This window comes from Cupriavidus sp. YAF13, from assembly GCF_052113425.1.
Classification (GTDB): Bacteria; Pseudomonadota; Gammaproteobacteria; order Burkholderiales; family Burkholderiaceae; genus Cupriavidus.
Window position 1 is genome coordinate 150,058 of sequence record NZ_JBFRDD010000006.1, and the last position, 24,742, is coordinate 174,799.

The window sequence follows — 24,742 nt, forward strand, 5'->3', positions numbered from 1 at the left end:
GCATTGACGCCCGATCTCCGGGCGGCACGGGCGCCGCGCTGCCTTTGGTTTTGCAACAAAATGCCTCAAGCTGTAATAATATGCCAATTACGGCGCCCCCGGCATTGGCCGCCAGGCTTCGCCCCGCGGCACTTGCTACGTCCGGCGTGAGCGGCTTGCGCATTGGGCTTGCGGCCATTTTCGCAGCGTGGACATGGCGTTGCCCACACATGCCGGCAGGCGCATAATGCCCCATTGACAACGATACGATGGCCGGGCGAAATCTTGCGATCCGCATTGGAGGCACCGGTCACATAAGGGCATAAGGGCGCAGCATGGGCGTACTACTTCATTTGCTTTCCGGCGTGGCGCTGCTGGTGTGGGGCACCAACATCGTCAAGGTCGGCATCCTGCGCGTGTATGGCGCCAACCTGCGCCACGTGCTCTCGTCCAGCATTTCCAACCGGTTCACGGCCTTCGCCGCCGGCCTCGGCGTGACCGGCCTGGTCCAGAGCAGCAACGCGACCGCCGTCATCGTCAGCTCCTTCGTCGGCCAGGGCCTGATTGCCGTGGCGCCGGCGCTGGCCATCATGCTGGGCGCCAACGTCGGCACCGCCATCATGGTGCAGGTGTTCTCGCTGGACCTGTCCTGGCTGTCGCCGCTGTTGATCTTCGTTGGCGTGATCCTGCATCTGTCCTGGAAGGGCAACAAGCCTGGCCACGTGGGCCGCGTGCTGATCGGCCTGGGGCTGATCACGCTGGCGCTGGAGCTGATCTCCATTGCCACCCGCCCCGTGGTGGAAGCGGCTGGCGTCAAGGTGTTGTTCGGCACGCTCACCGGAGACCCGACGCTGGACATGCTGATTGGCGCCTTCCTGACCATCCTTTGCTATTCCAGCCTGGCGGTGGTGCTGTTCTGCGGAGCGCTGGCCTCGGCCGGGGTGGTGTCGCTGCATGTGGCGATGGCGCTGGTGCTGGGCGCCAACCTGGGCTCGGGCATTTCCGCGCTGCTGACCACCTCGGGCAACAACCAGCCCGGCAAGCGCGTCACGCTGGGCAACCTGCTATCGCGCCTGCTCGGATGCGTGATCGCGCTGCCCTTGCTGGGGCAGGCCGAACACCTGCTTGCGCTGGTCGATGCCGATCCGCAGCGGCTGGTCGTGAATTTCCACCTGCTCTTCAATGTGGCGCTGGCGGCGCTGCTGCTGGGCGCCACCGGTCCGCTGGCGCGCCTGTGCGAGGCGGTGCTGCCGGGCCGCAACACCGGCGACAGCCAGGTCACCCCGCGCCACCTCGATCCCGCCGCGCTGCCCACGCCGGCGCTGGCGTTGTCCAATGCCGCGCGCGAGGTGCTGCGCATCGGCGACCGCATCGAGCAGATGCTGGACAACATGCTGCGCGTGCTACGCACCAACGATGCCAAGCTCGCCACCGCCACCTGCCGCATCGACGACGAGGTGGACGATCTCTACACCGCGATCAAGCTTTACCTGACCCGGATCAGCCTGGAGGCACTGGATGAGCGCGACGGCCGGCGCTGGACGGAAATCATCTCGCTCACCATCAACCTCGAGCATGCCGGCGACATCATCGAGCGCATCGTGCAGGACGCGCGCGAAAAGAAGATCGCCCACAACCTGGCCTTCTCGGAAGCCGGCATGCAGGAGATCTCGCAGATGCACGCGCGCGTGGTGGCCAACCTGCGGCTCGGGTTGTCGGTCTTCCTCTCCGGCGACCTGAAAAGCGCGCAGCAACTGATGGCGGAGAAGGCGACCTTCCGCGAGATGGAGCGCCAGTACGCGCGTACCCACCTGCAACGCATCGCAGTGCAGACCGCCGAGAGCATCGAGACCAGCTCGCTGCACCTCGACGTAATCAGCGATCTCAAGCGCCTGAACTCGTTGTTCTGCGCCACCGCCTATCCGGTGCTGGAAGACGCTGGCGTGCTTAACCGCAGCCGCATGAAGGAAGACGATGGCGAACCCCCAGCCAGGGCGGTGCCGTCCGCGCAGGCGCACTAAGGCGGCACGAAGGAGCCACTGAGGAGCCACTAAGGAGGGCTACAGCTTGTAGCCGATCTCCCGCAGCAGGTTCCGCCGCGCGGCAATGTCAGCCTCGGTTTCCAGCCCGAGCGGCGAGGCGCCATCCACCACGCCAAGCACCGCGCGCCCCTGCGCGGTCTGCGCTACCACCACCTCGGTCGGGTTTGCCGTGGCGCAATAGATCCGGCACACCTCCGGCACCGCGCGCACGGTCGCGAGCACATTGACCGGATAGAAGCCGTCGCCGAGGAACACCAGGAAGCAGTGGCCGGCGCCGATTGCCAGCGCGTTCTGGCACGCCAGGTCGATCATCGCCTCGTCGGTGCCGGACCAGCGCACAAGGCGCTTGCCCGAGGCCTCGCAGAACGCCAGTCCAAAGCGGATGCCCGGCACCGCGCCGGCCAGCGCCTCGTGGATGTCGTCCACGGTCTTGATGAAGTGGGATTGCCCGAAAATGAAGTTGGTCGCCTCGGGCTTGGCGATCGGCACTACGGTGAGTTCCATGGCCGTGCTCCTGCATTGGCCTGTGCCAGCCCCGGAAAGGGCTTCAAGAGGCGCGGCCTTCCGCAGTCTATGGTAGGCCGGGCAAGGTCGAATGCAAGGCGCCGCGCGGGCCTACTTCGAGGACCGCGGGCGGCGTCTGCGGCGCGCGCGCTGCAGCATCGCGGCGATGGCCACAAGCACGGCAGCCCCGCCCAGCGTCAGCGCCAGATTGCCGGATACGGCGCCGCTCGCCTTGGCTGGTACCCGGGCAGCGCTGGCGGCGCTGGCCTCCCGGGCGGCTTGCGCGGGCGGGGCGGATGCCGCTGGCGCGGCAGGTTCATCGAGCGCTCGCGCCGCCGGCGCGGCCAGGTCGATCGGCGTGACGGTGGCCTGCGCCGCAGCCGGGCCGGCAACGGCTGCGCTGCCGAGCAGCAGCGCGCATTGCCAGGCGCGCAGGATGAGGGGGGAACCCGTGCGCATTGTGGTCAGCGGCGCTCGAGCAGCGGCGCCAGGTACTTGCCGGTGAAGCTCGCGCGGCTAGCCGCCACCGTTTCCGGCGTGCCCTTGGCGATCACCTGGCCACCGCCCGCACCGCCCTCCGGGCCCATGTCGAGCAGCCAGTCCGCGGTCTTGATCACGTCCAGGTTGTGCTCGATGATGACCACCGTGTTGCCCTGGTCGCGCAGCTTGTGGATGACCTTGAGCAGCAGTTCGATATCGTGGAAGTGCAGGCCCGTGGTGGGTTCGTCCAGGATGTAGAGCGTGCGGCCGGTGTCGCGCTTGGACAGCTCCAGCGACAGCTTGACGCGCTGCGCCTCGCCGCCCGAGAGCGTGGTGGCGGACTGGCCCAGCCGGATGTAGCCAAGGCCCACGTCCAGCAGCGTCTTGAGCTTGCGCCGCACGACAGGCACCGCCAGGAAGAACTCGTGCGCGTGCTCGACCGTCATGTCGAGCACTTCGTGGATGTTCTTGCCCTTGTAGAGCACCTCTAGTGTTTCGCGGTTGTAGCGCTTGCCATGGCAGACGTCGCAAGGCACGTACACGTCCGGCAGGAAGTGCATCTCGACCTTGATCACGCCATCTCCCTGGCAGGCCTCGCAGCGCCCGCCCTTGACGTTGAACGAGAAGCGGCCCGGATCGTAGCCACGCTCCTTGGCCGACGGCACGCCCGCGAACAGCTCGCGGATCGGCGTGAACAGGCCGGTGTACGTCGCGGGGTTCGAGCGCGGGGTGCGGCCGATCGGGCTCTGGTCGACGTTGATGACCTTGTCGAAATGCTCCAGCCCGTCGATGCGGTCGTGCGCGGCCGGCTCCGCCGTGGAGCCATACAGGTGGCGCGCCACCGCGTGGTAGAGCGTGTCGTTGATCAGCGTCGACTTGCCCGAGCCCGACACGCCGGTCACGCAGGTGAGCAGGCCCACCGGGATCTCGGCGCTGACGTTGCGCAGGTTGTTGCCGGTGGCGTTGATGATGCGCAGCAGCTTTTCCTCGTCGGGCGCAGCGCGCTCTTTCGGCACCTCGATGCGGCGTGCGCCGGACATGTACTGCCCGGTGAGCGAATTGGCCGACTGCTCGATCTGCTGCGGCGTGCCTTCGGCCACGATCATGCCGCCGTGCACGCCGGCGCCCGGGCCAATGTCGACCACGTAGTCGCAGGCGCGGATCATGTCTTCGTCGTGCTCTACGACCAGCACGGAGTTGCCGATGTCGCGCAGGTGCTTGAGCGTGCCGATCAGGCGGTCGTTGTCGCGCTGGTGCAGGCCGATGGACGGTTCGTCCAGCACGTACATCACGCCCGTCAGGCCGGAGCCGATCTGCGACGCCAGCCGGATGCGCTGTGCCTCGCCGCCCGACAGCGTGTCGGCGCTGCGCTCGAGCGACAGGTAATCCAGCCCCACGTTGTTGAGGAAGTTCAGGCGCGCGCTGATTTCCTTGACGATCTTGTCGGCGATCTCGCGCTTGGCGCCGTGCATGTCCAGCGTGAGGAAATAGGTGAGCGCGTCGCGCAGCGGCCAGCCGTTGATCTCGTAGATGGCGCGCGCCTGGTCGTTCTCGCCCAGCTTGACGTGGCGCGCCTCGGTGCGCAGGCGGGTACCGTGGCAGGCGGGGCAGGCCTGGTTGTTCTGGTACTTGGCGAGCTCCTCGCGCACCGCGATGGAGTCGGTCTCGCGGTAGCGGCGTTCCAGGTTGGGGATGATGCCCTCGAAGGCATGCTCGCGCACGGTGGTGCGGCCACGTTCGTTCATGTAGGTGAACGGGATTTCGACGTCGCCCGAGCCGTGCAGCACGACTTCCTGCACCTCGGCCGGCAGGTCCTCGAAGGCTGTATCGAGCTCGAAGTCGTAGTAGGCCGCCAGGCTTTGCAGCATCTGGAAGTAAAACTGGTTGCGGCGGTCCCAGCCCTTGATGGCGCCCGAGGCCAGCGACAGGTTGGGGAAGGCCACCACCCGCTTGGGGTCGAAGAAGGTGATCTGGCCCAGGCCGTCGCAGCTCGGGCAGGCGCCCATCGGGTTGTTGAACGAGAACAACCGTGGCTCCAGTTCCTGCAGCGAGTACGAGCAGATCGGGCAGGCAAACTTGGAGCTGAATCCGTGTTCCTGGTTGGTGTCGATCTCCAGCGCGATGGCGCGGCCGTCGGCCAGGCGCAGCGCGGTCTCAAACGATTCCGCCAGGCGTTGCTTGATGTCCGGGCGCACCTTGACGCGATCCACCACCACGTCGATGGAATGCTTCTCGGTCTTTTTCAGCTTGGGCAGCGCGTCCACCTCGTAGACCACCGCCGGCGCCTCATGCGTGGTGCCGCCGCCGGAGCGGATGCGAAAGCGCACGAAACCCTGCGCCTGCATGGTGTCGAACAGGTCAGAGTGCTCGCCCTTGCGGTTGGCCACCACCGGCGCCAGGATCATCAGCTTGGTGTCTTCCGGCAGCGCCAGCGCGGCGTCGACCATCTGCGAGACGCTTTGCGCCTGCAGCGCCAGGTTGTGGTCGGGGCAGTAAGGCGTGCCGGCGCGCGCGAACAGCAGCCGCAGGTAGTCGTGGATCTCGGTGACCGTGCCCACGGTTGAGCGCGGGTTGTGGCTGGTTGCCTTCTGTTCGATGGCGATCGCGGGCGATAGTCCCTCGATCAGGTCGACGTCCGGCTTCTCCATCAGCTGCAGGAACTGGCGCGCGTAGGCCGACAGCGACTCCACGTAGCGGCGCTGGCCCTCCGCGTACAGGGTGTCGAAGGCGAGCGAGGACTTGCCCGATCCGGACAGCCCGGTAATCACGATCAGCTTGTTGCGCGGCAGATCGAGATTGATGTTCTTCAGGTTGTGGGTACGGGCACCACGGATTCTAATTTCTTCCATATACCGATTGTCTTCGCCAGGCGGGGCCGCCGGTCGGGACGACAGGCCGGGTCTCACGGAATTTCAAGAAAAAAGCATGCCAGCATGGCTGCAGCCGGCGTCAGGCCAGCCTCAGGCCGGGCTTTGCCAGCCCGCGCCGGGGCTTGCGGTGTCCGGTCCGGACCCGAAAGCGCAGCAGAGCAAACCTGTTAATATACCGAACTTCGGTTTCCGGGGGTTGCTTGGGCCATTAGTCTGCGCCCTGCGGCAACGGTGGCAGAAGCGCCGCAACTTCCGCTCCGGCCATGGATCGAAGTTGTCGCCGCCCCGTCAGCATTGGGGTGATGCGGTGCGTGCGCGGTGCACGACCCGGCAATCCGTCATAGAAATTCCCCACGATCGCAATGTCGTCGATCCATAGCTCCTCCCAAGATGCGGCCAAGGCCGACGTTTCCAAGGTTCAGCCCGCTGCCGGGCGCGACCGCATGACCGGCATGGAAGTGCGGGCCAGCATTTCGCTCGCCAGTATTTTTGCCCTGCGCATGCTGGGCTTGTTCCTGATCCTGCCTGTGTTCGCCGAATATGCGCATGGCCTGCCCGACGGGCACGACGCCCAGCGCGTGGGCCTGGCCATGGGCATCTACGGCCTGATGCAAGCTTTCCTGCACATTCCTCTCGGCTGGCTGTCCGACCGCGTCGGCCGCAAGCCGGTGATGGTGGCGGGCCTGCTGCTGTTTGTCGCCGGCGGGCTGGTGGCGGCCAACTCCGACACGTTGTCCGGCATCATCATCGGCCGCTCGCTGCAAGGCATGGGCGCGATCTCCGCGGCCATCACCGCCTGCATCGCCGACCTGACCCGCGAGCAGCATCGCACCAAGGCCATGGCCATGGTGGGCGGAAGCATCGGCCTGACCTTCGCGCTGTCGCTGGTGATTGCCTCGCCGCTGCTGCACAGCATCGGCATGCCCGGGATCTTCACGCTGATGTCGGTGCTGGGCGTGGTCGCCATCCTGGTGACCCTGTTCCTGGTGCCCACGCCGCCGCCGCCGCATCCTGTGCGGCTGCCGTTTCGCAGCGTGCTGCTCAACCCCGACCTGATCCGCCTGAACGTGGGTGTGCTGGCACTGCACGCGTCGCAGGTGGCCATGTTCATGGTGGTGCCGGCCATGCTCAGCGATGCCGGCATGCCGCTGGACCAGCACTGGAAGGTCTACCTGCCGGTGGTGCTGGTTTCCTTCGTGCTGATGCTCGCGCCGATGATGGCCGCCGAACGCTATGGCAAGGTGCGCCCCGTGCTGCTCGGCGCGGTCGGCCTGATGACCGCGGTGCAGCTGCTGTTTGCCGCCGTGCACGGCCTGTGGGGCATCGTGGGCGTGTTGCTGCTGTTCTTCGTGGCCTTCAACGTGCTGGAAGCCATGCAGCCCTCGCTGGTGTCGCGCTACGCCGCCGCCGCGCGCGGGGCTGCGCTTGGCGTCTACAACACCACGCAGGCGATGGGCCTGTTCCTGGGCGGTGCCGTGGGTGGCTGGCTGCTCAAGCACGAAGGCCGTAGCGCGGTCTTCATCGGCTGCGCCGTGGTGCTCCTCCTCTGGCTTATAATCGCCTGGAACATGAAGTCGCCGCCGGCCCGGAAAAGCAGTGCCCAGGCCGTCGCTGCCTGAGGTTGGCAGCTCGCGGTCATTAGTCCGCAAGGGCTGCCCGCATCACTTCGTATAGCTTTTTGCCGTAATTAGGCACTAGCATGACCGCGCGCCCGACTTCTTGGCCGGGGGCGCGTTATTCGTTTACGCATCAGTCAACAGTCAAGGCATCGCCACGCCGCTTGCAGCAGAGGGCGTGGCCCTGGGAGAACATTCACATGGCATCGATCAACAAAGTCATCCTCGTCGGCAACCTGGGCGCGGATCCGGAAACCCGCTACCTGCCCAGCGGCGACGCCGTGAGCAACATCCGCCTGGCGACCACCGATCGTTACAAGGACAAGACCAGCGGCGAGATGAAGGAAGCCACCGAGTGGCACCGCATCGCCTTCTTCGGCAAGCTGGCCGAGATCGCCGGCCAGTACCTGCGCAAGGGCTCGCAGGTCTATATCGAAGGGCGCATCCGCACCCGCAAGTGGACCGACCAGTCCGGCGTGGAAAAGTACAGCACCGAAATCGTGGCTGAGCAAATGCAGATGCTGGGCTCGCGCCAGGGCATGGGCGGTGGTGGCGGCGGCGGCGGTGGCGACGACATGGGCGGCGGTGGCTACGGTGGTGGCCGCGAATCGTCGGGCGGCGGCGGTGGTGGTTACGGCGGCGGTGCACGCAGCGGTGGCGGCCAGGCCGCCGGTGGCCAGCAAGGTGCCGGCGGCGCGCGTCGCCAGCAGCAGGCTCCGTCGAATGGCTTTGAAGACATGGACGACGATATTCCGTTCTGACGGTTTCGTAACCAAAAGGTGTAAAGATCAGCCCCGCCAAAAGCGGGGCTTTTTCGTTGCAGTCAATGCCTTGGTAAGCATTGAGCGGCGTAAACTTTGCTGTGGATGATTCGCCGCTTCGGGAAAAGCTCTGTTCGTTGGCATATGGATCGGGGTGTGAGGGCCCGTTGGCCCCGTGCACATCGCAATCCCTATGTCTTCGTCAATCGGTTTGGCGACGCCATGGAGGGCCCCGTGGCTATCGATAGATTATCGAGACGCTGCGCGCGGCCTACCCCGATCTCGGTCCGCTGTGCCATCACGTGCTACGGCGAAAATGGGCAAGCGCAGATTTATGAAGTTACCAGCTTAGGCGCCGACAATAGAAACCAATCGGCAAAGGAAGGTCGTATTCGCGCGCAGGGCGGAGCCTATATCAAAGACCGGAGTACCGGTGCATTGGCCCCTGTCCAAGAGATATCAAAAGTTGAGAGGATCGAATGATGGAAGTTGATTATGAAATCTGGAACATAGATGAACTGCTGAACGCATATGTAAACACCCCGGATTTAGCGGAGAGCGTCAAAGTTGGTATGGAGCAACTATTTCTGTTTCTAGAAAATAACGGATTGCTGACCTGTTCTGTGAGCGATGGACATGGACTGGTCGTCAAGCGAGTGCTCAGGAAGAACGACTTAACCACCGAAGGAAAACGTCTTGGCAGCGGGCCTAAGAATGCAGTACATCGCTGGCTTGGTTCCAAAGGAGGGCAAAAGAATCCACCGGACATGAAGATGCTGGAGAAAGCGTTGGCAGAAATTCGGGCAGAAGAGGGATGACTAGCCATGTTTGATGGAATCGTTCTCGTCGGCGACCTTAACCGTTCTGACCATTCTGAGCATCCCCGCCATCGCAGGCCGCGACTGTCGGTACGGCCTGCACTGGCAAACGAAAAACCCCGGGAGTCGTTGATTCCCGGGGTTTTTTTCTTGGCCTTTTGAAGGCCCCCGCACTTCACTCCGCGGTCGCCCCCGAGTCCTTGGCCACCTTGGTCCACTTGGTGGTCTCCGAACGAATGAACCCCGCCAACTGTGCCGGCGCCATATCGCCTGCCGTTACGCCCTGTTCCTCGAAGCGTTTCTGCACCTCGGGCAGCTGCAGGACTTTCGCCAGCTCCGTGCTCACACGCTGCTCGATCGCAGGCGGCGTGCCACGCGGCGCCATCAGCGCGTACCACGTCGTTACCTCGAATCCCTTGACGCCGCTCTCGTCGAGCGTCGGGACGCTGGGGTAGGCGGAGGACCGTTTCGCCGTGGTGACAGCGAGCGCCTTCACCTTGCCGCTGCGTACGTGGGGCGCGGCGGAGGGGCTGGTTTCGATGGCCATCTGGATTTGCCCGGCGATCAGGTCCGTCATCATCGGGGCGCCGCCCTTGTAGGGCACGTGGGCGATGTCGGTGCCCGTCATCGAGCGGAACAGCTCGCCGGATAGGTGTTCGGTGCTGCCGGTGCCGGCGGAGCCATAGTTGACCTTGCCCGGATGCGCCTTGATGTAGGCAATCAGTTCCGGCACGGACCGGGCCGGGATCATTTGGTTGACCAGCAGCACGTTGGGCGTCAACGCGACCATGCCGATCGGGTCGAGGTCCCTGGTGAAATCGTAGGGGAGCGTCTTGTAGATGCCGGGCGCCATCGTGTGTGCGATGGTGGCGAGCAGGAAGGTGTAGCCATCCGCCTGCGCCCTTGCCACGTTGGCGGCGCCGAGCGTGCCGCCCGCGCCGGGCCGGTTGTCGATCACCACCGGCTGGCGCAACGCTTCACCGAGCTTCTGGCCGACGGTGCGGCCGATGATGTCGGTGGTGCCGCCGGCGGCAAACGGGACGACCAGCGAGATCGGCTTGGCGGGCCAGCTGTCCGCCGCGAATGCGACGACACCCGCCGACATGAGGGCGGTGCCGAGGATGCTGGCGATCACGGCGCGGCGTGCGGTGGGCTTCATCTTGTCTCCTGGGGGGATCGTTCTGGTAGTTGGCGGGGTGCGCTTTTTTGCTGGCAAGACTGTACGTAGCGCCTCAGGCCGGCGCCAGTCACGTTCCGGCAAGGGGTCTTCAGGCTTTGTGAAGAGTGGCGCCGGGCCAGCGCCCGTCCTCGACCAGCGCGCGGGTCACGCTGGCCAGCACGGTGCGGGCCGCCAGGCCTGCCGGAGACAGTTCGTCGTCGCAGAGGCTGACCAGCAGGTTGGGCCGATGGACCGTGCTGTTGCTATTGCTGTCAGCGATTTCCAGCATGCGCAGCGGTTCGCCGATCAGCCGGGCCACCGCCGCGCCGGGCTGGATGGTGGCGCCGAGGCCGGCGCGCACCGCATCCATCAGCATCGCCAGGCCGTCGATCTCGGCAATGACGTTGAGCGGGTGCTGGCTGCGCGCAAACGCGGTGTTGAGCAGGGCACGCAAGCCATGCGGGCTGCTTGGCAGGATCAGCGGCAGCTCGCCAAGCTGTTCGATCCGCACGGGCCCGGCCGCCGGTAGTCCCGCAAGTCCCTCCCGGGCGATGACGAACAGGCGCTCGTCAAGCAGCGGCGTCACGTCCCAGCGCTGGGTGCCTTCGATCTGGAACAGCACGGCGAGGTCGAGTTGCCGCGCACCGATCATCGACGCCAGGTTGCCGGAGAGGTTCTCGACCAGGTGCAGCCGGATATCGGGATAGCGCTCGCGCATGGCCAGCATGAAGGGCAGGCCGAGCACGGCGATGGTGCTCGGCGCCATGCCTACGCTGACGTGGCCGGAGAGGCGCGCAAGCTGCGCGGCGCGTACTGCGTCGTCGGCGTGGCGGATGGCCAGCTGCGCCTGCCGCCAGAAGGCCAGGCCCGCGTCGGTCGGGACGACGCCGCTCGATGTCCTTTGCAAGAGGCGGGTCGACAGCTCGCTCTCCAGCCGGCTGATCTGCTGGCTTAGCGCGGATGTGACGACGCCCAGTTTCTGGGCTGCCTGCCCCATGCTGCCCAGTTCCACTACCTGCACGAAATAGCGCAGCTGCCGAAGTTCCATGTGCCTTCCCCGATTCCCTTGCCCGCATCGACTGGCGGTATTGTAGGGTGGTGGGCGCATCGCGAATTGCGCGGCATGCAGGCGCTGCTAAAGCCAGGATGAACAAGGCCTCCCGTCAACGAGAGGCCTTGCGGTAGTGTGCCGGGCGCGAGGAGGCGCCCATTCTTGATCGCGGCGCCGGTGACGGCGCCGTGCGTGCTCAGTGCGGCATGGCGGTGAAGTCCAGCGCGTTGGTCAGGTCGCCCATGGCCTTGCCCTTGTTGGCGAGCAGGGCGGCATCGCGTTGCTGCAGGCCCGGCAGGGTCGGCAGGACAAAGCGGCGGGTGATGAAGCGCAGCGCCGAGGCCGTGTCGTATTGCGTGTGGTCGACAAAGCCCTTCTTCACATACGGCGACACCAGGATCGCCGGGATGCGCGTGCCCGGGCCCCAGCGGTCGCCGGTGGGCACTTGCGCGTGGTCGTAGAAGCCGCCGTTTTCGTCGTAGGTGACGAGGATCAGCATGTTCTTCCACTGCGGGCTCTTCTGCAGCTGCGCGATCACGCTGGCGATATGGGCGTCGCCGTCGGTCACGCTTGCATAGCCGGGGTGTTGGTTCAGGTTGCCCTGCGGCTTGTAGAACGCGACCGCGGGCAGGTTGCCGGCGGCGGCATCTTGCAGGAACTGGCTGTCGAAGTCCTTCAGGTGCGCGCTGCGGTTGGCGGCCTGGGTGACCGGGTCGAAGTTGGCGTAGTAGTTGAACGGCTGGTGGTGCGCCTGGAAGTTGGGCACCGTGTTGTTGTAGATGGCGGTCGGGTCCTGCGTGGCCTTGGCCCAGGCACCGGCGTACCAGGCCCAGCTTACGCCGCGCGCGTTGAGCAGGTCGCCGATAGTGGTCTGGGTCTGTGGCGGCAGCGTGGTCGCCTTGGTGGGGTCGGCGTAGAGGCCCGTGGCATCGGTGGTGGCGGGCTTGTTGCCGCTCGGCTGGTAGTCCGGCTGCATGGTGTTGACGGCGTAGAACATGCCGCTCTTATCCGCGGGTGTCAGCGTGCTGTCGGTCTGGTACACCGCCTTGCCGGAGAGGACCGAGGTGGGATTGCCGGTACCGGGGGTCAGGCGCACGAAGTTGCCGTTGGCGTCGAGATCGATGGCCGAGATCGAGTTCTTGGCCGGCGAGGTGGCCGCGTCGGCGTTCGGGTACTGCGGCGCGCAGGCGCAGATCAGGTACTGGTGGTTCAGGAACGAGCCACCAAAGGCACCCATGTAGAAATTGTCGGCCAGCACGTACTGCTTGGCGAGTTGCCACATCGCCATCTTGCTGCCGTCGTAATAGCCCATCGTCAGGCCGCCTGCGTCGGAGAACGCGGCGTACTTGTCGTTCTTGCCGCCGTTGATCTGCATCTGGTTGTTATAGAAGCGATGAACCAGGTCGCGTGTGGTGACGGATTGCGAGATTTCCACGCCGCTGCCGTTGACGCCGCCAGACGCAAGCGGGGTGTCGATCTGGAACGGCTTGTTCGCCCAGTTGGCGGTGCTGGCCTGCGGCAGCTGCACGGCTTGCCCTGCCGCGGTGAGCCCGCCCCAGGTCGGCGGCAGCACCGGCAGGACGGAGCCATCAAAGTCCTTCTGGGGCTCGACGGTGCCGGTCGAGGTGGGGTTCACGCCGGGGACGCCGTTGGCGCCCGGGAACAGGCCGTAGAGATTATCGAAGCCGCGGTTCTCGGCATAGATCACCACCACGGTCTTGATGTTGTCGAGGGCGACCCGCTTGGCGACGCCGTCGCGCAGCGCCTGGGCGATGTCGCCGCCGCCGGCCACCGAGTCGGCGATCAGGTCGATGGTCTGATCGATCTCCGCCTGCAGGGTCGCCTTGATGGTCTTGTCGGTTTCCTTGTTGTGGTCGGCCAGCAGCTTGTCTGCCGTCACGCCGATGCGGGCGGCCAGACGTGCCTTGGCCGCGGTGAGGTCGCCGCCGTTGGACTCCATGAGCGCGACCAGTTCGGTCGTGATGGCGCTGATCACACCGTTGGCGCTGGCCGGTGCGCGGAACACCAGCGGACGGGTCACGGCTGCGTGGCCGCCGGTGTCATCGTTGCGGAAGGCGTCGCTGCCGATCTCGGCGGCGATCGCGCCCTGGCCGGTGAGCGTAAAGGCGCCGAACTTGTCGGTGTAGGTGCTGGTCTCCGTGCTTTCGCACTTGCCATCGTTGTTGGTATCGATGCAGACCTTGGCGTGTTCGAAATAGCTGCCGGTCACCACGCCCGAGGTGGTGAGGGCAGTACTGGAGTCGCTGCCGCCGCAGGCGGCCATGGCAGCGGCGGCCACCGCTGCAAGGGGATAAAGTCTTAAGGCTCGGCGCATGGAATATCCTTTTTTCGTTATGTGTAAGGCGGTTTTTTTTGGGACAGCCGCGCGATTCTCGCGCCGCTCCATGTCAGATTGATGATGGCGCCAGTACGAGAAAAAGACATCCGGCCGTGCATGACACGCTGCTGTCATGCACGCGTGCTAGCGTGGCGGCGCATTCCTGAATCTCCTGTGCCTGGGCTGCCGCACCCGTCCCGCCCTGGCCATTCCATTTCGCCGCACAGATGCCACCGCGCTTCGTTTTGCCGCTAGTTCCTTCCCCGAACCGCCGCCTTGCCACCGGGGCCTTGCTGCTGGCTTTCGCCCTGACCCTGGCGGGCTGTGGCAAGTCCGCGCAGGAGGGCGCGGCCGCGGCTCCGGCATCCGCGCCGGCGGCCAGCCAGGTGGCGGCACCTTCGCGCCCGGCCTACGCCGATGCGTTCTACACCCTGATGGCAACGCGCCGGCCGCCGGTGCCGGCCATGGCCGCGCTTGGCAAGGCGCTGTTCTTTGATCCCGCGTTATCGGCGTCCGGCCGGCTCGCGTGCGCGAATTGCCATAGCCCGGAACACGCCTATGGGCCGGCCAACGACCTGTCGGTGCAACTGGGCGGCCCCGACATGCTGCGCACCGGCGCGCGCGCGGCGCCGTCACTGCGCTATGTGCAGAACGTGCCGCCGTTCTCCGAGCATTTCCACGAGAACGACGGCAACGACAGCGAAGACGAGGGCCCCACCGGCGGCCACAACTGGGACGGGCGGGCGTCTTCCACGCACGAGCAGGCCGGCATTCCCCTGCTGTCCCCGCATGAGATGGCGAACGCGGACGCGGCGGCGGTGGCCGCCAGGCTGCGCGCCGGCAAGCATGCGCAGACCTTGCGCGAGGTGTTCGGCGCCGACATCCTGGAGCGCGACGAGGTCGCTTTCCAGGCCGCGCTGATGGCGCTCGAGGTGTTCCAGGAAACACCGTCCGAGTTCTATCCCTACAGCAGCAAGTACGATGCGTTCCTGCGGCGGCAGGTCAAGCTGAGCGAGCAGGAAGCGCGCGGCCTGCGCCTGTTCAACGATCCCGCCAAGGGCAACTGCGCGGCCTGCCACCCCAGCGCGATCAGCGCCGATGGCGTCTTTCCCGCCTTCAGCGATTTTGGCTTCATCGCGCTGGGCGTGCCGCGCAACCGCAAACTGGCGGTCAATGCCGATCCGGCCTTCTTCGACATGGGCCTGTGCGGGCCGGATCGCACCGACCTGAAGGCGCGCGCAGAGTATTGTGGCCTGTTCCGCACGCCCGGCCTGCGCAACGTGGCGCAACGCAAGACCTTCTTCCACAACGGCGCCTTTCATTCGCTGGAAGACGTGTTGCGTTTCTATGTGCAACGGGACAGCAATCCCGGCAAGTGGTACCCGCGCAAGGCCGACGGCAGCATCGACAAGTTCGACGACCTGCCGGCGCGGTATCGTGACAACGTGAATATGGAGCCCCCGTTCGGCGGCGCGCCTGGCAGCAAGCCTGCCCTGTCGGAGGCGGAGATCCGCGACGTCATCGCGTTCCTGAAGACCCTCAACGACGGCTACCGCTTGCCTGCAACCCATTGACGAGTCCCGGCGGCAGTGGCTGCTTGCCGGTACTCGGGTGCCTCGCAGGCCTTTCCTTTTTCCAATCCGTCCCCATTTCCTCCTGACACCGTGTTGTCAGGAGATGTCAGCGCCACACTTCAGCGCGCGGCACGCTGCCGTCCTTCGGGATAGGATAGCGGCCTGACCGTACCAACACCGCGATTCGCGATGGCTTTCGCTGCGCTTCCGGGGCCCGAATGCCCTGCCAGGCCCGTCTTCGCCAATCGCACGCCGCACGCAAGCCACCAGCTAGCCACTCGCAAGCCACGCCATAAAGGACGCATCCCATGTCATCCGGTGTCATCCGTATCCGCGGAGCCCGTCAGCACAATCTCAAGAATCTCGACCTCGATCTGCACACCGGCGAAATGACCGTGGTGACGGGGCCGTCGGGCTCGGGCAAATCGAGCCTGGTGTTCGACACGCTCTACGCCGAAGGGCAGCGGCGCTATGTCGAAACCTTCAGCGCCTATGCGCGCCAGTTCCTGGACCGCATGGACCGGCCGCAGGTGGACCGGGTGGACGGCGTGCCGCCGGCCATCGCCATCGACCAGACCAACCCGGTGCGCAGCTCGCGCTCCACGGTCGGCACGATGACGGAGCTCAACGATCACCTGAAGCTGCTGTACGCGCGCGCCGCCGAGCTGTTCGACCGCCAGACCTCGCAGCCTGTGCGGCATGACTCGCCGGAGACCATCTACGCGGAGCTGCAAGCACGTGCCGCCCAGGGCGATCCGCGCCTGGTCGTCACCTTCCCGGTGGAACTGCCGGAAACCACCACCGATGCCGAGATCGAGCAGTGGCTCTCCGTCAGCGGCTACACGCGCGTGCAGGCGCAGCGCGTGGTGGCTTCGCCCACCGGGCCGCGCAAGGTGCTGGACGTGGTGGCCGACCGCTTCCGCCTGGGCAATACCGAAAAGGTGCGGGCGCTGGAAGCCATCGAGGCCTCGCTCAAGCGCGGCAGCGGCCGTGTCAACGTCTACGTGATCGACGCGGCGGACGAGGGCGCGCAGGCGCAGGTGTGGCGGTTCTCGACCGGCCTGCACAGCCCGGAAAGCGATATCCGCTATGCCGATCCGCAGCCCGCGCTGTTCTCCTTCAACTCCGCCTACGGCGCCTGCGAGACCTGCCGCGGCTTTGGCCGCGTGATCGGCGTCGACCTTGGCCTGGTGATCCCGGACGAGCGCAAGACGCTGCGCGGCGGCGCCATCAAGCCAATGCAGACGCCGGCCTGGAAGGAGTGCCAGGACGACCTGATGCGCTACGCCGCCAAGGCCGGCATCCCGCGCGACGTGGCGTGGTCCAGCCTCACCCCGGCCGAGCGTGCCTGGGTGATCGACGGCTCGCCGGACTGGAACGGCAAGTGGAATACGCACTGGTATGGCGTCAAACGCTTCTTCGACTACCTGGAGTCGAAGGCGTACAAGATGCACATCCGCGTGCTGCTATCGAAGTACCGCAGCTATACGCCGTGCGAGACCTGCGGCGGCGCGCGGCTGAAGACCGAGGCGCTGCTGTGGCGCCTGGGCAGCAAGCCGGGGGCGGACGCCGTATGCGCGCCAGACAAGCGCTTCCTGCCGCGCGGCGTGGACTGGGACCGCACGCAGCTCGAAGCGCTGCCGGGCCTCACCGTGCACGACCTGATGCTGATGCCGATCGAGCGCATCCGCAAGTTTTTCGACGAGCTCACGCTGCCGAGCCTGATGCTCGATGACGCGCTCAAGCTGTTGCTGGCCGAGGTGCGCACGCGCCTGAAATACCTGTGCGACGTGGGCCTGGGCTACCTCACGCTGGACCGCCAGAGCCGCACGCTGTCCGGCGGCGAGGTGCAGCGGATCAACCTCACCACCGCACTCGGCACCTCGCTGGTCAAGACGCTGTTCGTGCTGGACGAGCCCAGCATCGGCCTGCATCCACGCGACCTGAACCGCATCGTCGAGGCCATGCATCGCCTGCGTGACGCCGGCAATACGCTGGTGGTGGTGGAGCACGATCCTTCGGTGATGCTCGCGGCTGACCGGCTCATCGACATGGGCCCCGGCCCGGGCGAGCGCGGTGGCAACATCATCTTTGACGGCTCGCCTGCCGATATCCGCGGCTCGGGCACGCTCACCGGCGAATATCTTGCCGGCCATCGCCAGGTGACCGATCTTTCCCGCTGGCAACCTCGCGCGGTTGACGCTGCGACGCCGCGCATCGTGCTGGAAGGTGCCTCCGAGCACAACCTGCGTGACGTCACCGTGGAGATCCCGCTGCAGCGCCTGGTGTGCGTGACCGGCGTTTCCGGCTCGGGCAAGTCCACCTTGCTGCAGGACGTGCTGTATCCCGCCATGGCGCGCCAGTTCGGCAAGTCCACGGATGCGCCCGGCGCTTTTCGCAGCCTCGCCGGCGCGGAACAGGTGGCCGATGTGGTGTTTGTCGACCAGTCGCCCATCGGCAAGACCGCGCGCTCCAACCCGGCCAGTTATGTGGGGGCCTTCGACGAGATCCGCAAGCTGTTCGCCAAGGCGCCCATGGCGCTGCAGCGCAGCTATACCGCCGGCATGTTCAGTTTCAACTCGGGCGACGGGCGCTGCCCCACCTGCGGCGGCTCTGGCTTCGAGCACGTCGAGATGCAGTTCCTCTCCGACGTCTACCTGCGCTGCCCGGATTGCGATGGACGGCGCTACCGCGCGGAAATCCTCGAAGTGAAGATCGAGCGCGCGCTGCGCGGCCAGCCGCCGCGCGCGCTCAGCGTGGCCGATGTGCTCGAGCTGACCGTGTGCGAGGCCGTGGCGTACTTTGCCGGCGACGCGGCGGTGCTGCGCGTGCTGCAGCCGATCGTCGACGTGGGCCTGGAATATGTGAAGCTGGGCCAGCCTGTGCCGACATTGTCGGGGGGCGAGGCCCAGCGGCTGAAGCTGGCCGGCTACCTGGCCGAGACCGCGCAGGCGAGCAATACGCGCGTCAAGCCGATGCCGTACGAGTGCAAGCTGTTCATGTTCGACGAGCCCACCACCGGGCTGCACTTCGACGACATCGCCAAGCTGATGCGCGCGTTCGGCAAGCTGCTGGATGGCGGCCATTCGCTGATCGTGATCGAGCACAACCTCGACGTGGTACGCGCCGCCGACTGGATCATCGACCTCGGCCCCGAGGGCGGCGACGCTGGCGGTGAAGTGCTGTGCGTGGGCACGCCGGAAGACGTCAAGCGCTGCGCGCACTCGCATACCGGCAAGGCGCTGCTGCAATACGACCGCGCCGTCGGCCATGCCTTTGTCGCGGAGGACGCGGGCGTGCCCTTGCAGGCCGCCTTGCGCGCGGCGCGCGCGCGCCGCGCCATCGAGGGTGAGGACGTGGTGCGCATCGTCAACGCGCACGAGCACAACCTGAAGGCGCTCAACGTCGATATCCCCCACGGCAAGTTCAACGTCATCACCGGTGTGTCGGGCTCGGGCAAATCCACGCTGGCTTTCGACATCCTGTTCCATGAAGGGCAGCGCCGCTATCTCGAATCCCTCAATGCCTACGCGCGCTCCATCGTGCAGCCCGCCGGGCGCCCGGAGGTGGATGCGGTGTACGGCATTCCGCCCACCGTGGCCATCGAGCAGCGCCTGTCGCGGGGCGGGCGCAAGAGCACGGTCGCGACCACCTCCGAGGTCTGGCACTTCCTGCGGCTGATGTATGTGAAGCTGGGCATCCAGCATTGCATCCACGACGGCACGCCGGTCACCTCGCAAAGCCCCGAGTCCATTGCCGCGCAGTTGCTGCGCGACTACAAGGGCCAGCACGTGGGCCTGCTGGCGCCGCTGGTGGTCAACCGCAAGGGGGTCTATACCGACCTGGCCAAATGGGCCAAGGCGCGCGGCAACACGCACCTGCGTGTCGACGGCGAATTCCTGCCGGTGGACCCGTGGCCACGCCTGGACCGTTTCCGCGAGCACACCATCGAGCTGCCGGTGGGTGACATCAACGTGTCGGCGGACAACGAAGCCGCGCTGCGCGCGCTGCTCGGGCAGGCGCTGGAAGCCGGCAAGGGCGTGATGCACCTGCTGGCGCCGCTCGATGGCCTGCAGCATGCGATGGGCAACGGCGGCACCGCCCGCGTCGGCAGCACCACCGTGTTCTCGACCAAGCGCGCCTGCCCGGTGTGCAGCACCAGCTATCCGGAACTGGACCCGCGCCTGTTCTCCTACAACAGCAAGCACGGCTGGTGCACCAGTTGCGTGGGTACCGGCCTGACCCTCACGCGCGAGCAGCGTGCGGCCTACGACGATACCGTGATGGCCGACGACAACCGCGGGCGCGAGCAGACGTTGCCCTCGGAGCAGCAGGAGCCCGATGACGTGGCCGATACGCCGTGCGCGGACTGTGGCGGCACGCGGCTGAACCCGGTGGCGCGCGCGGTCACCTTCGACGCGCACCCCATCGTGGACGTGGCGCAGTGGACGGTGTCCGACACGCACCGCTGGGTGCAGGGCCTGGAGCTGGCCGGCCGCGAAGGCGAGATCGCGCGCGACGTGGTGAGCGAGATCCGCAGCCGCCTGCAGTTCCTGGAAGAGGTCGGCCTGGGCTACCTGAGCCTGGACCGCGCCGCGCCCAGCCTGTCCGGCGGCGAGGCGCAGCGCATCCGGCTGGCGGCGCAGCTTGGCAGCAACCTGCAGGGCGTGTGCTACGTGCTCGACGAGCCTACCATCGGCCTGCATCCGCGCGACAACCAGATCCTGCTCGACGCCCTGCGCAAGCTCGGCGAGAAGGGCAACACGCTGGTGGTGGTGGAGCACGACGAGGACACCATCCGCCGCGCCGACCATATCATCGACATCGGCCCCGGCGCCGGCAAGCGCGGCGGCACGCTGGTGGCGCAAGGCGGCGTGGCCGCGCTGTCGGCCAGTGCGGATTCGCTTACCGGGCAGTTCCTCGCCCATCCGATCCTGCATCCGTTGCAGCCGCGCCGTGCGGTCAAGCCGGCGGGCAAGAACAACGAGGCCGTACCCGAGCGCTGGCTGACCGTGCATAACGCCACGAAGCACAACCTGCGCAACGTGACCGCCAGCATTCCGCTGGCGCGGCTGGTCGCCATCACGGGCGTCAGCGGCTCCGGCAAGTCCACGCTGGCGCGCGATGTGCTGATGGCCAACCTGCTCGACGCGGTGGGCCGCTCGGTGATGTCGTCGCCGGCCACGCGGCGCGCGCGCAAGGCGGCTGGCAGCGAGGCGCCCGCGCGCTCGCAAGCCACGGCGCGCACCGAGCCGCGCCGCAAGCTGGAGGTCACGCACAACTGGCAGGGCTGCGAGTCCATCACCGGGTATGAGAGCATCGACCGCGTGCTGGAGGTCGACCAGACCCCGATCGGCAAGACGCCGCGCTCCTGCCCGGCCACGTATATCGGCGTGTGGGACACCATCCGCAAGCTGTTCGCGCAGACGCTGGAGGCCAAGGCGCGCGGCTATTCCGCCTCGCGCTTTTCCTTCAACACCGGCGACGGGCGCTGCCCGGCCTGCGAGGGGCAGGGCGTGCGCACCATCGGCATGAGCTTCCTGCCAGATGTGAAGGTGCATTGCGATGTCTGCCATGGCCAGCGCTTCAACCCGGAGACGCTGGCGGTCACCTGGCGCGGCAAGAATATCGGCGACGTGCTGACGATGGAGATCGACGAGGCGGTGGAGTTCTTCTCCGCCATGTCCAATATCGCGCACCCGCTGCAGCTGATGAAGGACGTGGGCCTGGGCTACCTGACGCTGGGCCAGCCGTCGCCCACGCTGTCCGGCGGCGAGGCGCAGCGCATCAAGCTGGTGACCGAGCTGTCCAAGGTGCGGGACGACATCACCCGCCGTGGGCAGCAGGCGCCGCACACCCTGTACGTGCTGGATGAGCCTACCGTGGGCCTGCACATGGCCGACGTGGCCAAGCTGATCCGCGTGCTGCACCGGCTGGCCGATGGCGGGCACAGCGTGGTGGTGATCGAGCATGATCTCGACGTGATCGCCGAGGCCGACTGGATCCTCGACCTGGGCCCGGAAGGCGGCGTGGCGGGCGGCGGCATTGTCGCCGCGACCGACCCCGAGGGGCTGGTGCGGGCCCGGGCCAGCCACACCGGCGCGGCGCTGGCACCGGTGCTGGCCCGCGGCAAGGTGGCCGGCAAGGAAGCGCCAGAGAGCGGCAACGACGCCAGGCGCCGCCTTGCGGCGGCGCAGTAAAGCCAGCGCGGCGGCCTCGCCCCTCCCCGGAGGGCGAGGCTGCAGGCCGTTTTCACCCGGCGGCCCCGGTAGCTGACACAATGATGGATTCAGCAACTGGTGGCCGCCGCCGGTCCAGCCGTGCGCCGCCGAGGTGGCGGCCGGGCAGGCCTTGCGTAGCCGCCGCATGACAGCGTGATAGCAAAACCCCTTTTCTCCTTCCTCTGCCTGCCCTCCATCGTGACGGCGCTATGGCTCGCCCTGGCCAGCACGTCCGCGCTGGCGGCACCCGCTGCCGCATCGGACGCCAGCGGCGCACGCGCGCCTGCCAAGGCGGGCAAGCGCGCGGCCTCGGCGCCGACGCCAACCTCCCGGGCCGTTCAGCAAGCCACCACCGCGCCGCAGGTCAACCACGACCAATACGCACTGCGCCCCGAGCGTGACGTGCAGCCGCGCAGCAGCTTTGGCCTGCGGATGAAACCCGGCTGGCAGCAGCAGGACGACTCCGCCGGGCCCGGGCGTTAGCCAGCCAGCTCGGCATGCTGCCGGGCACACCGGCGGCAGTGCCTTTGCGGTACGCTCTGTGGGTTCCGTCATCCGACCCGCAGTCCGACCCTTACACCGCAAGGAGCTCAGATGTCCACCAGCCCGTCCGGCTTTGCGTGCGCCCCGGCCGCAGCCCGCGCCACCGTCCATCACCTGCGCGCCTCGCGCATCCGCGAGGTGGCCAATGCCGGCATCGGCCTGCCCGACGTGCTGCCCTTCTGGTTCGGCGAGTCCGACCAGGTCACGCCCGCCTTTATCCGCGACGCCGCCAGCCGGGCACTGGCCGGCGGGGCGACGTTCTACACGCATAACCTAGGCATTGCCCCGCTGCGCAGCGCGCTGGCCGACTACGTCAGCGCGCTGCATGGCGCCACCGCCCTGGACAACGTGGTGGTGACCAGCGCCGGCGTCAATGCGCTGATGCTGGCTGCCCAGCTGGTGGCCGGGCCCGGCGACCGCGCGGTTGCCGTTACGCCGCTGTGGCCCAACCTGGTGGAAATTCCCAAGATCCTTGGCGCCGAGGTGGAAACCGTCTCGCTCGATTACGGCGCGCACGGCTGGACCCTGGATCTCGACAAGCTGCTGGCCGCGCTGACGCCTGATACGCGCTTGCTCATGATCAACTCGCCGAACAACCCGACCGGCTGGGTGATGTCGCGCATGGACCAGCAAGCGGTGCTCGCGCACTGCCGGCGCCATGGCATTTGGATCATCGCCGATGAAGTGTATGAGCGGTTGTATTACGGCGAAGGCGATGCCGCCATCGCGCCGTCGTTCCTGGATATCGCCAGCCGCGACGAGCGGGTGATCTGCGTCAACTCGTTCTCCAAGGCCTGGCTGATGACCGGCTGGCGGCTGGGCTGGATGGTGCTGCCCGCGGCGCTCACCGACGACCTGGGCAAGCTGGTTGAGTACAACACGTCGTGCGCGCCGTCCTTCGTGCAGGAAGCCGGCATCGTGGCGGTGCGGGAAGGCGAGGCCTTTACCCGTGAACTGGTCGGCAGGCTGCGCGCGGCGCGCGATCACCTGGTGGGTGCGTTGGCCGTGGTGCCAGGCGTGGATGTGCATGCGCCCGAGGGGGCCATGTATGTGTTCTTCCGGCTGGCGGGCGCCAGCGACAGCCTGGCGTTGTGCAAGCAGCTGGTGCGCGAGGCACGGCTCGGGCTGGCGCCGGGAAGCGCGTTCGGGGACGAGGGGGAGGGCTTTGTGCGGTGGTGCTATGCGTGTGATCCGGCGAGGCTGGATGAAGGTGTGCGGCGGTTGCGCGGGTTTCTGGGGCGTTGAGCGCCGCGCCGTTCGCGGTGCGTCTTCCGGCGCCTGGCGTTCACGGCGCAGCGGCCGCCTCTGCCTGCCACCAGCCGCCCCCCAGCGCCTGCAGCAGCGCCACGGAATCGGTAAAGCGGCTGGCGGTAGCCTGCGACAGCGAGAGCGCGGCCTGCCGGTACTGCCGCTCGGCATCGAGCACCGCAAGCTGGCTGACGCCGCCGAGACGAAACTGGCCGGTCACGATCGACAGCGTCTCGGCGGCCTGCTTCGCACTCTCGGCGCGCGCCTGCAAGGTGTTGGCATCGGCCTCCAGCGCGCGCAGCGAATCCGCGACTTCACGCAGGCCCTGCAGCACCGTTTGCTGGTAGGCCGCGAGCGATTGCGCGTAGGCCGCTTGCGCCGCGCGCTTGCGCGCCACCAGCTCGCCGCCCCGGAACACCGGCTGCACCAGCCCCGCAGCCAGCGACCACACGTTGAGGCTGCCAAACAGATCGCGCGCGGAGAGCGCCTGCGTGCCGGCGTTGCCGGACAGCGTGAGCTGCGGATAGAGCTGGGCGGTGGCCACGCCGATATTGGCCGACGCCTGGTGCAGCAGCGCCTCGGCCGCGCGGATATCCGGGCGCTGCCTTGCCATGGCGGAGGGCAGGCTCACCGGAAGCGTGGCGGGCAAGGTGAGATCTTCCAGCCGGAACTCGGGCAGCTCGGCGCTCGCGGGTGCCTGTCCCAGATACACGGCAAGCTGATGCCGCGTGGCCGCAAGCTGCTGCACCAGGCCCGGCAGCAAGGCCTGGCTCTGCGCTAGTTCATTGCGCTGGCGCAGCGCGTCCACCTGCGCCACGCCGCCGGCGCGCAAGCGTTGCTCGGTGATGGCGAGCTGGCGCTGCTGCGCCGCCACGATGGCCTCGGTGTCGGCAATCTGCGCGCGCAAGCCAGCCTCGCGGATGGCGGCCGTGGCCACGTTGCCGGCCAGCGTCAGGCGCGCGGCTTCCAGCTCGAAGCGTTGGTAGTCCACCGCCGCGCGCAGGCCTTCCAGTTCACGGCGCTGGCCGCCGAACAGGTCGAGCGTGTAGGAGATTTCCACGCTGGCGCCATACAGCGTGAACGGCCCGGGGCTTGGGAAGGCGGTGATGCCGAGCGAGCTGACGTTGACCTGCTGGCGCGTGGTGTTCAGCTTGGCGTCCACGCGCGGCAGCAGGCGCGCGCCGGTGGTGGCCACCAGTTCCTGGCGTGCCTGTTCGATACGGGCCTGTGCCTGCGCCAGCGTCGGGCTGGCATCCAGCGCCGCGCGGATGGTGCGGTCCAGCGCGGGGCTGCGCAATAGCACCCACCATTGGGCCGGCACGTCGGCGCCGCTCTCCAGCGTTTGCGCCTGGCCGTGCGGTGCGTCGGCGGCGCTGGTGCGCGTTGGCTGCGTGCCGGCGGTATAGGACGGCGTGGCGGGCGCGGCCGGCGCGGTGAAATCCGGGCCCACCGCGCAGCCCGAAAGCATGGCTGCCGCCAGCATGGCGAGGACCGTGCGGGATGTGGATATACCGTGTGGCGAGGCTTGCATGGCAGGC

Annotated in this window: 15 protein-coding genes; 8 read left to right on the forward strand and 7 right to left on the reverse strand. The window is 67.1% G+C overall.

Annotated features, from left to right (window positions below; all coding sequences use genetic code 11):
* Positions 1-314: 314 nt before the first annotated feature.
* Entirely contained in the window at positions 315-2,000 is a 1,686-nt protein-coding gene (locus tag AB4061_RS07505; RefSeq protein WP_441632344.1) for a Na/Pi cotransporter family protein, read from the forward strand.
* Positions 2,001-2,039: 39 nt separating this feature from the next.
* Here the strand turns inward: AB4061_RS07505 and AB4061_RS07510 are convergent, their stop codons facing one another.
* The 3 genes from AB4061_RS07510 to uvrA (AB4061_RS07520) form a co-directional block, all read right to left on the reverse strand.
* A complete protein-coding gene (locus AB4061_RS07510; RefSeq protein WP_441632346.1) occupies positions 2,040-2,525 on the reverse strand; it encodes an adenosine-specific kinase in 486 nt (161 codons plus the stop codon).
* Positions 2,526-2,636: 111 nt separating this feature from the next.
* Positions 2,637-2,984 (reverse strand): hypothetical protein, encoded by a 348-nt coding sequence (locus tag AB4061_RS07515; RefSeq protein ID WP_441632348.1) that lies wholly within the window; start codon positions 2,982-2,984, stop codon positions 2,637-2,639.
* A gap of 5 nt (positions 2,985-2,989) precedes the next feature.
* Positions 2,990-5,854: an excinuclease ABC subunit UvrA gene (gene uvrA / locus AB4061_RS07520; RefSeq protein ID WP_150991795.1), complete on the reverse strand. Its 2,865-nt coding sequence runs from the start codon at positions 5,852-5,854 to the stop codon at positions 2,990-2,992.
* 383 nt (positions 5,855-6,237) lie between these two features.
* Between uvrA (AB4061_RS07520) and AB4061_RS07525 the strand changes: the two genes are divergently transcribed.
* From AB4061_RS07525 to AB4061_RS07535, 3 genes are all read left to right on the forward strand, one after another.
* Positions 6,238-7,494, forward strand: a complete 1,257-nt coding sequence (locus AB4061_RS07525) for an MFS transporter (protein WP_441632351.1) — start codon at positions 6,238-6,240, stop codon at positions 7,492-7,494.
* Between the two features lie 197 nt (positions 7,495-7,691).
* Positions 7,692-8,252: a single-stranded DNA-binding protein gene (gene ssb / locus AB4061_RS07530; RefSeq protein WP_441632353.1), complete on the forward strand. Its 561-nt coding sequence runs from the start codon at positions 7,692-7,694 to the stop codon at positions 8,250-8,252.
* Positions 8,253-8,731: 479 nt separating this feature from the next.
* A complete protein-coding gene (locus tag AB4061_RS07535; protein WP_441632355.1) occupies positions 8,732-9,070 on the forward strand; it encodes a hypothetical protein in 339 nt (112 codons plus the stop codon).
* Between the two features lie 175 nt (positions 9,071-9,245).
* On the opposite strand, the gene AB4061_RS07540 is transcribed toward AB4061_RS07535, so the two are convergent.
* The 3 genes from AB4061_RS07540 to acpA form a co-directional block, all read right to left on the reverse strand.
* Positions 9,246-10,229 carry a Bug family tripartite tricarboxylate transporter substrate binding protein gene (locus AB4061_RS07540; RefSeq protein ID WP_441632357.1) on the reverse strand — a complete coding sequence of 328 codons (984 nt, stop codon included), beginning with the start codon at positions 10,227-10,229 and terminating at the stop codon, positions 9,246-9,248.
* 109 nt (positions 10,230-10,338) lie between these two features.
* A complete protein-coding gene (locus tag AB4061_RS07545) occupies positions 10,339-11,277 on the reverse strand; it encodes a LysR family transcriptional regulator (protein WP_183032835.1) in 939 nt (312 codons plus the stop codon).
* A gap of 199 nt (positions 11,278-11,476) precedes the next feature.
* On the reverse strand, positions 11,477-13,615 hold the full coding sequence (acpA, locus tag AB4061_RS07550) for an acid phosphatase (RefSeq protein ID WP_441632359.1): 2,139 nt from the start codon (positions 13,613-13,615) through the stop codon (positions 11,477-11,479).
* Positions 13,616-13,845: 230 nt separating this feature from the next.
* Here acpA and AB4061_RS07555 point away from each other — a divergent pair, with 230 nt between their 5' ends.
* The 4 genes from AB4061_RS07555 (at position 13,846) to AB4061_RS07570 (ending at position 23,201) form a co-directional block, all read left to right on the forward strand.
* A complete protein-coding gene (locus AB4061_RS07555) occupies positions 13,846-15,192 on the forward strand; it encodes a cytochrome-c peroxidase (RefSeq protein ID WP_441632361.1) in 1,347 nt (448 codons plus the stop codon).
* Between the two features lie 308 nt (positions 15,193-15,500).
* Positions 15,501-21,392 (forward strand): excinuclease ABC subunit UvrA, encoded by a 5,892-nt coding sequence (gene uvrA / locus AB4061_RS07560; RefSeq protein ID WP_441632363.1) that lies wholly within the window; start codon positions 15,501-15,503, stop codon positions 21,390-21,392.
* Positions 21,393-21,566: 174 nt separating this feature from the next.
* Entirely contained in the window at positions 21,567-21,896 is a 330-nt protein-coding gene (locus AB4061_RS07565; protein WP_441632365.1) for a hypothetical protein, read from the forward strand.
* A 111-nt stretch (positions 21,897-22,007) separates the two neighbouring features.
* Positions 22,008-23,201, forward strand: coding sequence for a pyridoxal phosphate-dependent aminotransferase (locus tag AB4061_RS07570; RefSeq protein WP_441632367.1), 1,194 nt, complete (start codon positions 22,008-22,010; stop codon positions 23,199-23,201).
* A gap of 40 nt (positions 23,202-23,241) precedes the next feature.
* Here AB4061_RS07570 and AB4061_RS07575 read toward each other — a convergent pair whose 3' ends face one another.
* Complete coding sequence (locus AB4061_RS07575) at positions 23,242-24,735, reverse strand: efflux transporter outer membrane subunit (RefSeq protein WP_441632369.1); 1,494 nt, start codon at positions 24,733-24,735, stop codon at positions 23,242-23,244.
* Between the last annotated feature and the right edge of the window lie 7 nt (positions 24,736-24,742).

Bases quoted from the DNA above. Each gene is read 5' to 3' on its own strand.
- uvrA (WP_441632363.1), top strand. From the start codon at position 15,501: ATGTCATCCGGTGTCATCCGTATCCGCGGAGCCCGTCAGCACAATCTC.
- AB4061_RS07555 (WP_441632361.1), top strand. From the start codon at position 13,846: ATGCCACCGCGCTTCGTTTTGCCGCTAGTTCCTTCCCCGAACCGCCGC.
- AB4061_RS07525 (WP_441632351.1), top strand. From the start codon at position 6,238: ATGTCGTCGATCCATAGCTCCTCCCAAGATGCGGCCAAGGCCGACGTT.
- AB4061_RS07540 (WP_441632357.1), bottom strand. From the start codon at position 10,229: ATGAAGCCCACCGCACGCCGCGCCGTGATCGCCAGCATCCTCGGCACC.
- AB4061_RS07535 (WP_441632355.1), top strand. From the start codon at position 8,732: ATGATGGAAGTTGATTATGAAATCTGGAACATAGATGAACTGCTGAAC.
- AB4061_RS07545 (WP_183032835.1), bottom strand. From the start codon at position 11,277: ATGGAACTTCGGCAGCTGCGCTATTTCGTGCAGGTAGTGGAACTGGGC.
- AB4061_RS07515 (WP_441632348.1), bottom strand. From the start codon at position 2,984: ATGCGCACGGGTTCCCCCCTCATCCTGCGCGCCTGGCAATGCGCGCTG.
- AB4061_RS07570 (WP_441632367.1), top strand. From the start codon at position 22,008: ATGTCCACCAGCCCGTCCGGCTTTGCGTGCGCCCCGGCCGCAGCCCGC.
- ssb (WP_441632353.1), top strand. From the start codon at position 7,692: ATGGCATCGATCAACAAAGTCATCCTCGTCGGCAACCTGGGCGCGGAT.
- AB4061_RS07575 (WP_441632369.1), bottom strand. From the start codon at position 24,735: ATGCAAGCCTCGCCACACGGTATATCCACATCCCGCACGGTCCTCGCC.
- AB4061_RS07505 (WP_441632344.1), top strand. From the start codon at position 315: ATGGGCGTACTACTTCATTTGCTTTCCGGCGTGGCGCTGCTGGTGTGG.
- uvrA (WP_150991795.1), bottom strand. From the start codon at position 5,854: ATGGAAGAAATTAGAATCCGTGGTGCCCGTACCCACAACCTGAAGAAC.
- AB4061_RS07510 (WP_441632346.1), bottom strand. From the start codon at position 2,525: ATGGAACTCACCGTAGTGCCGATCGCCAAGCCCGAGGCGACCAACTTC.
- acpA (WP_441632359.1), bottom strand. From the start codon at position 13,615: ATGCGCCGAGCCTTAAGACTTTATCCCCTTGCAGCGGTGGCCGCCGCT.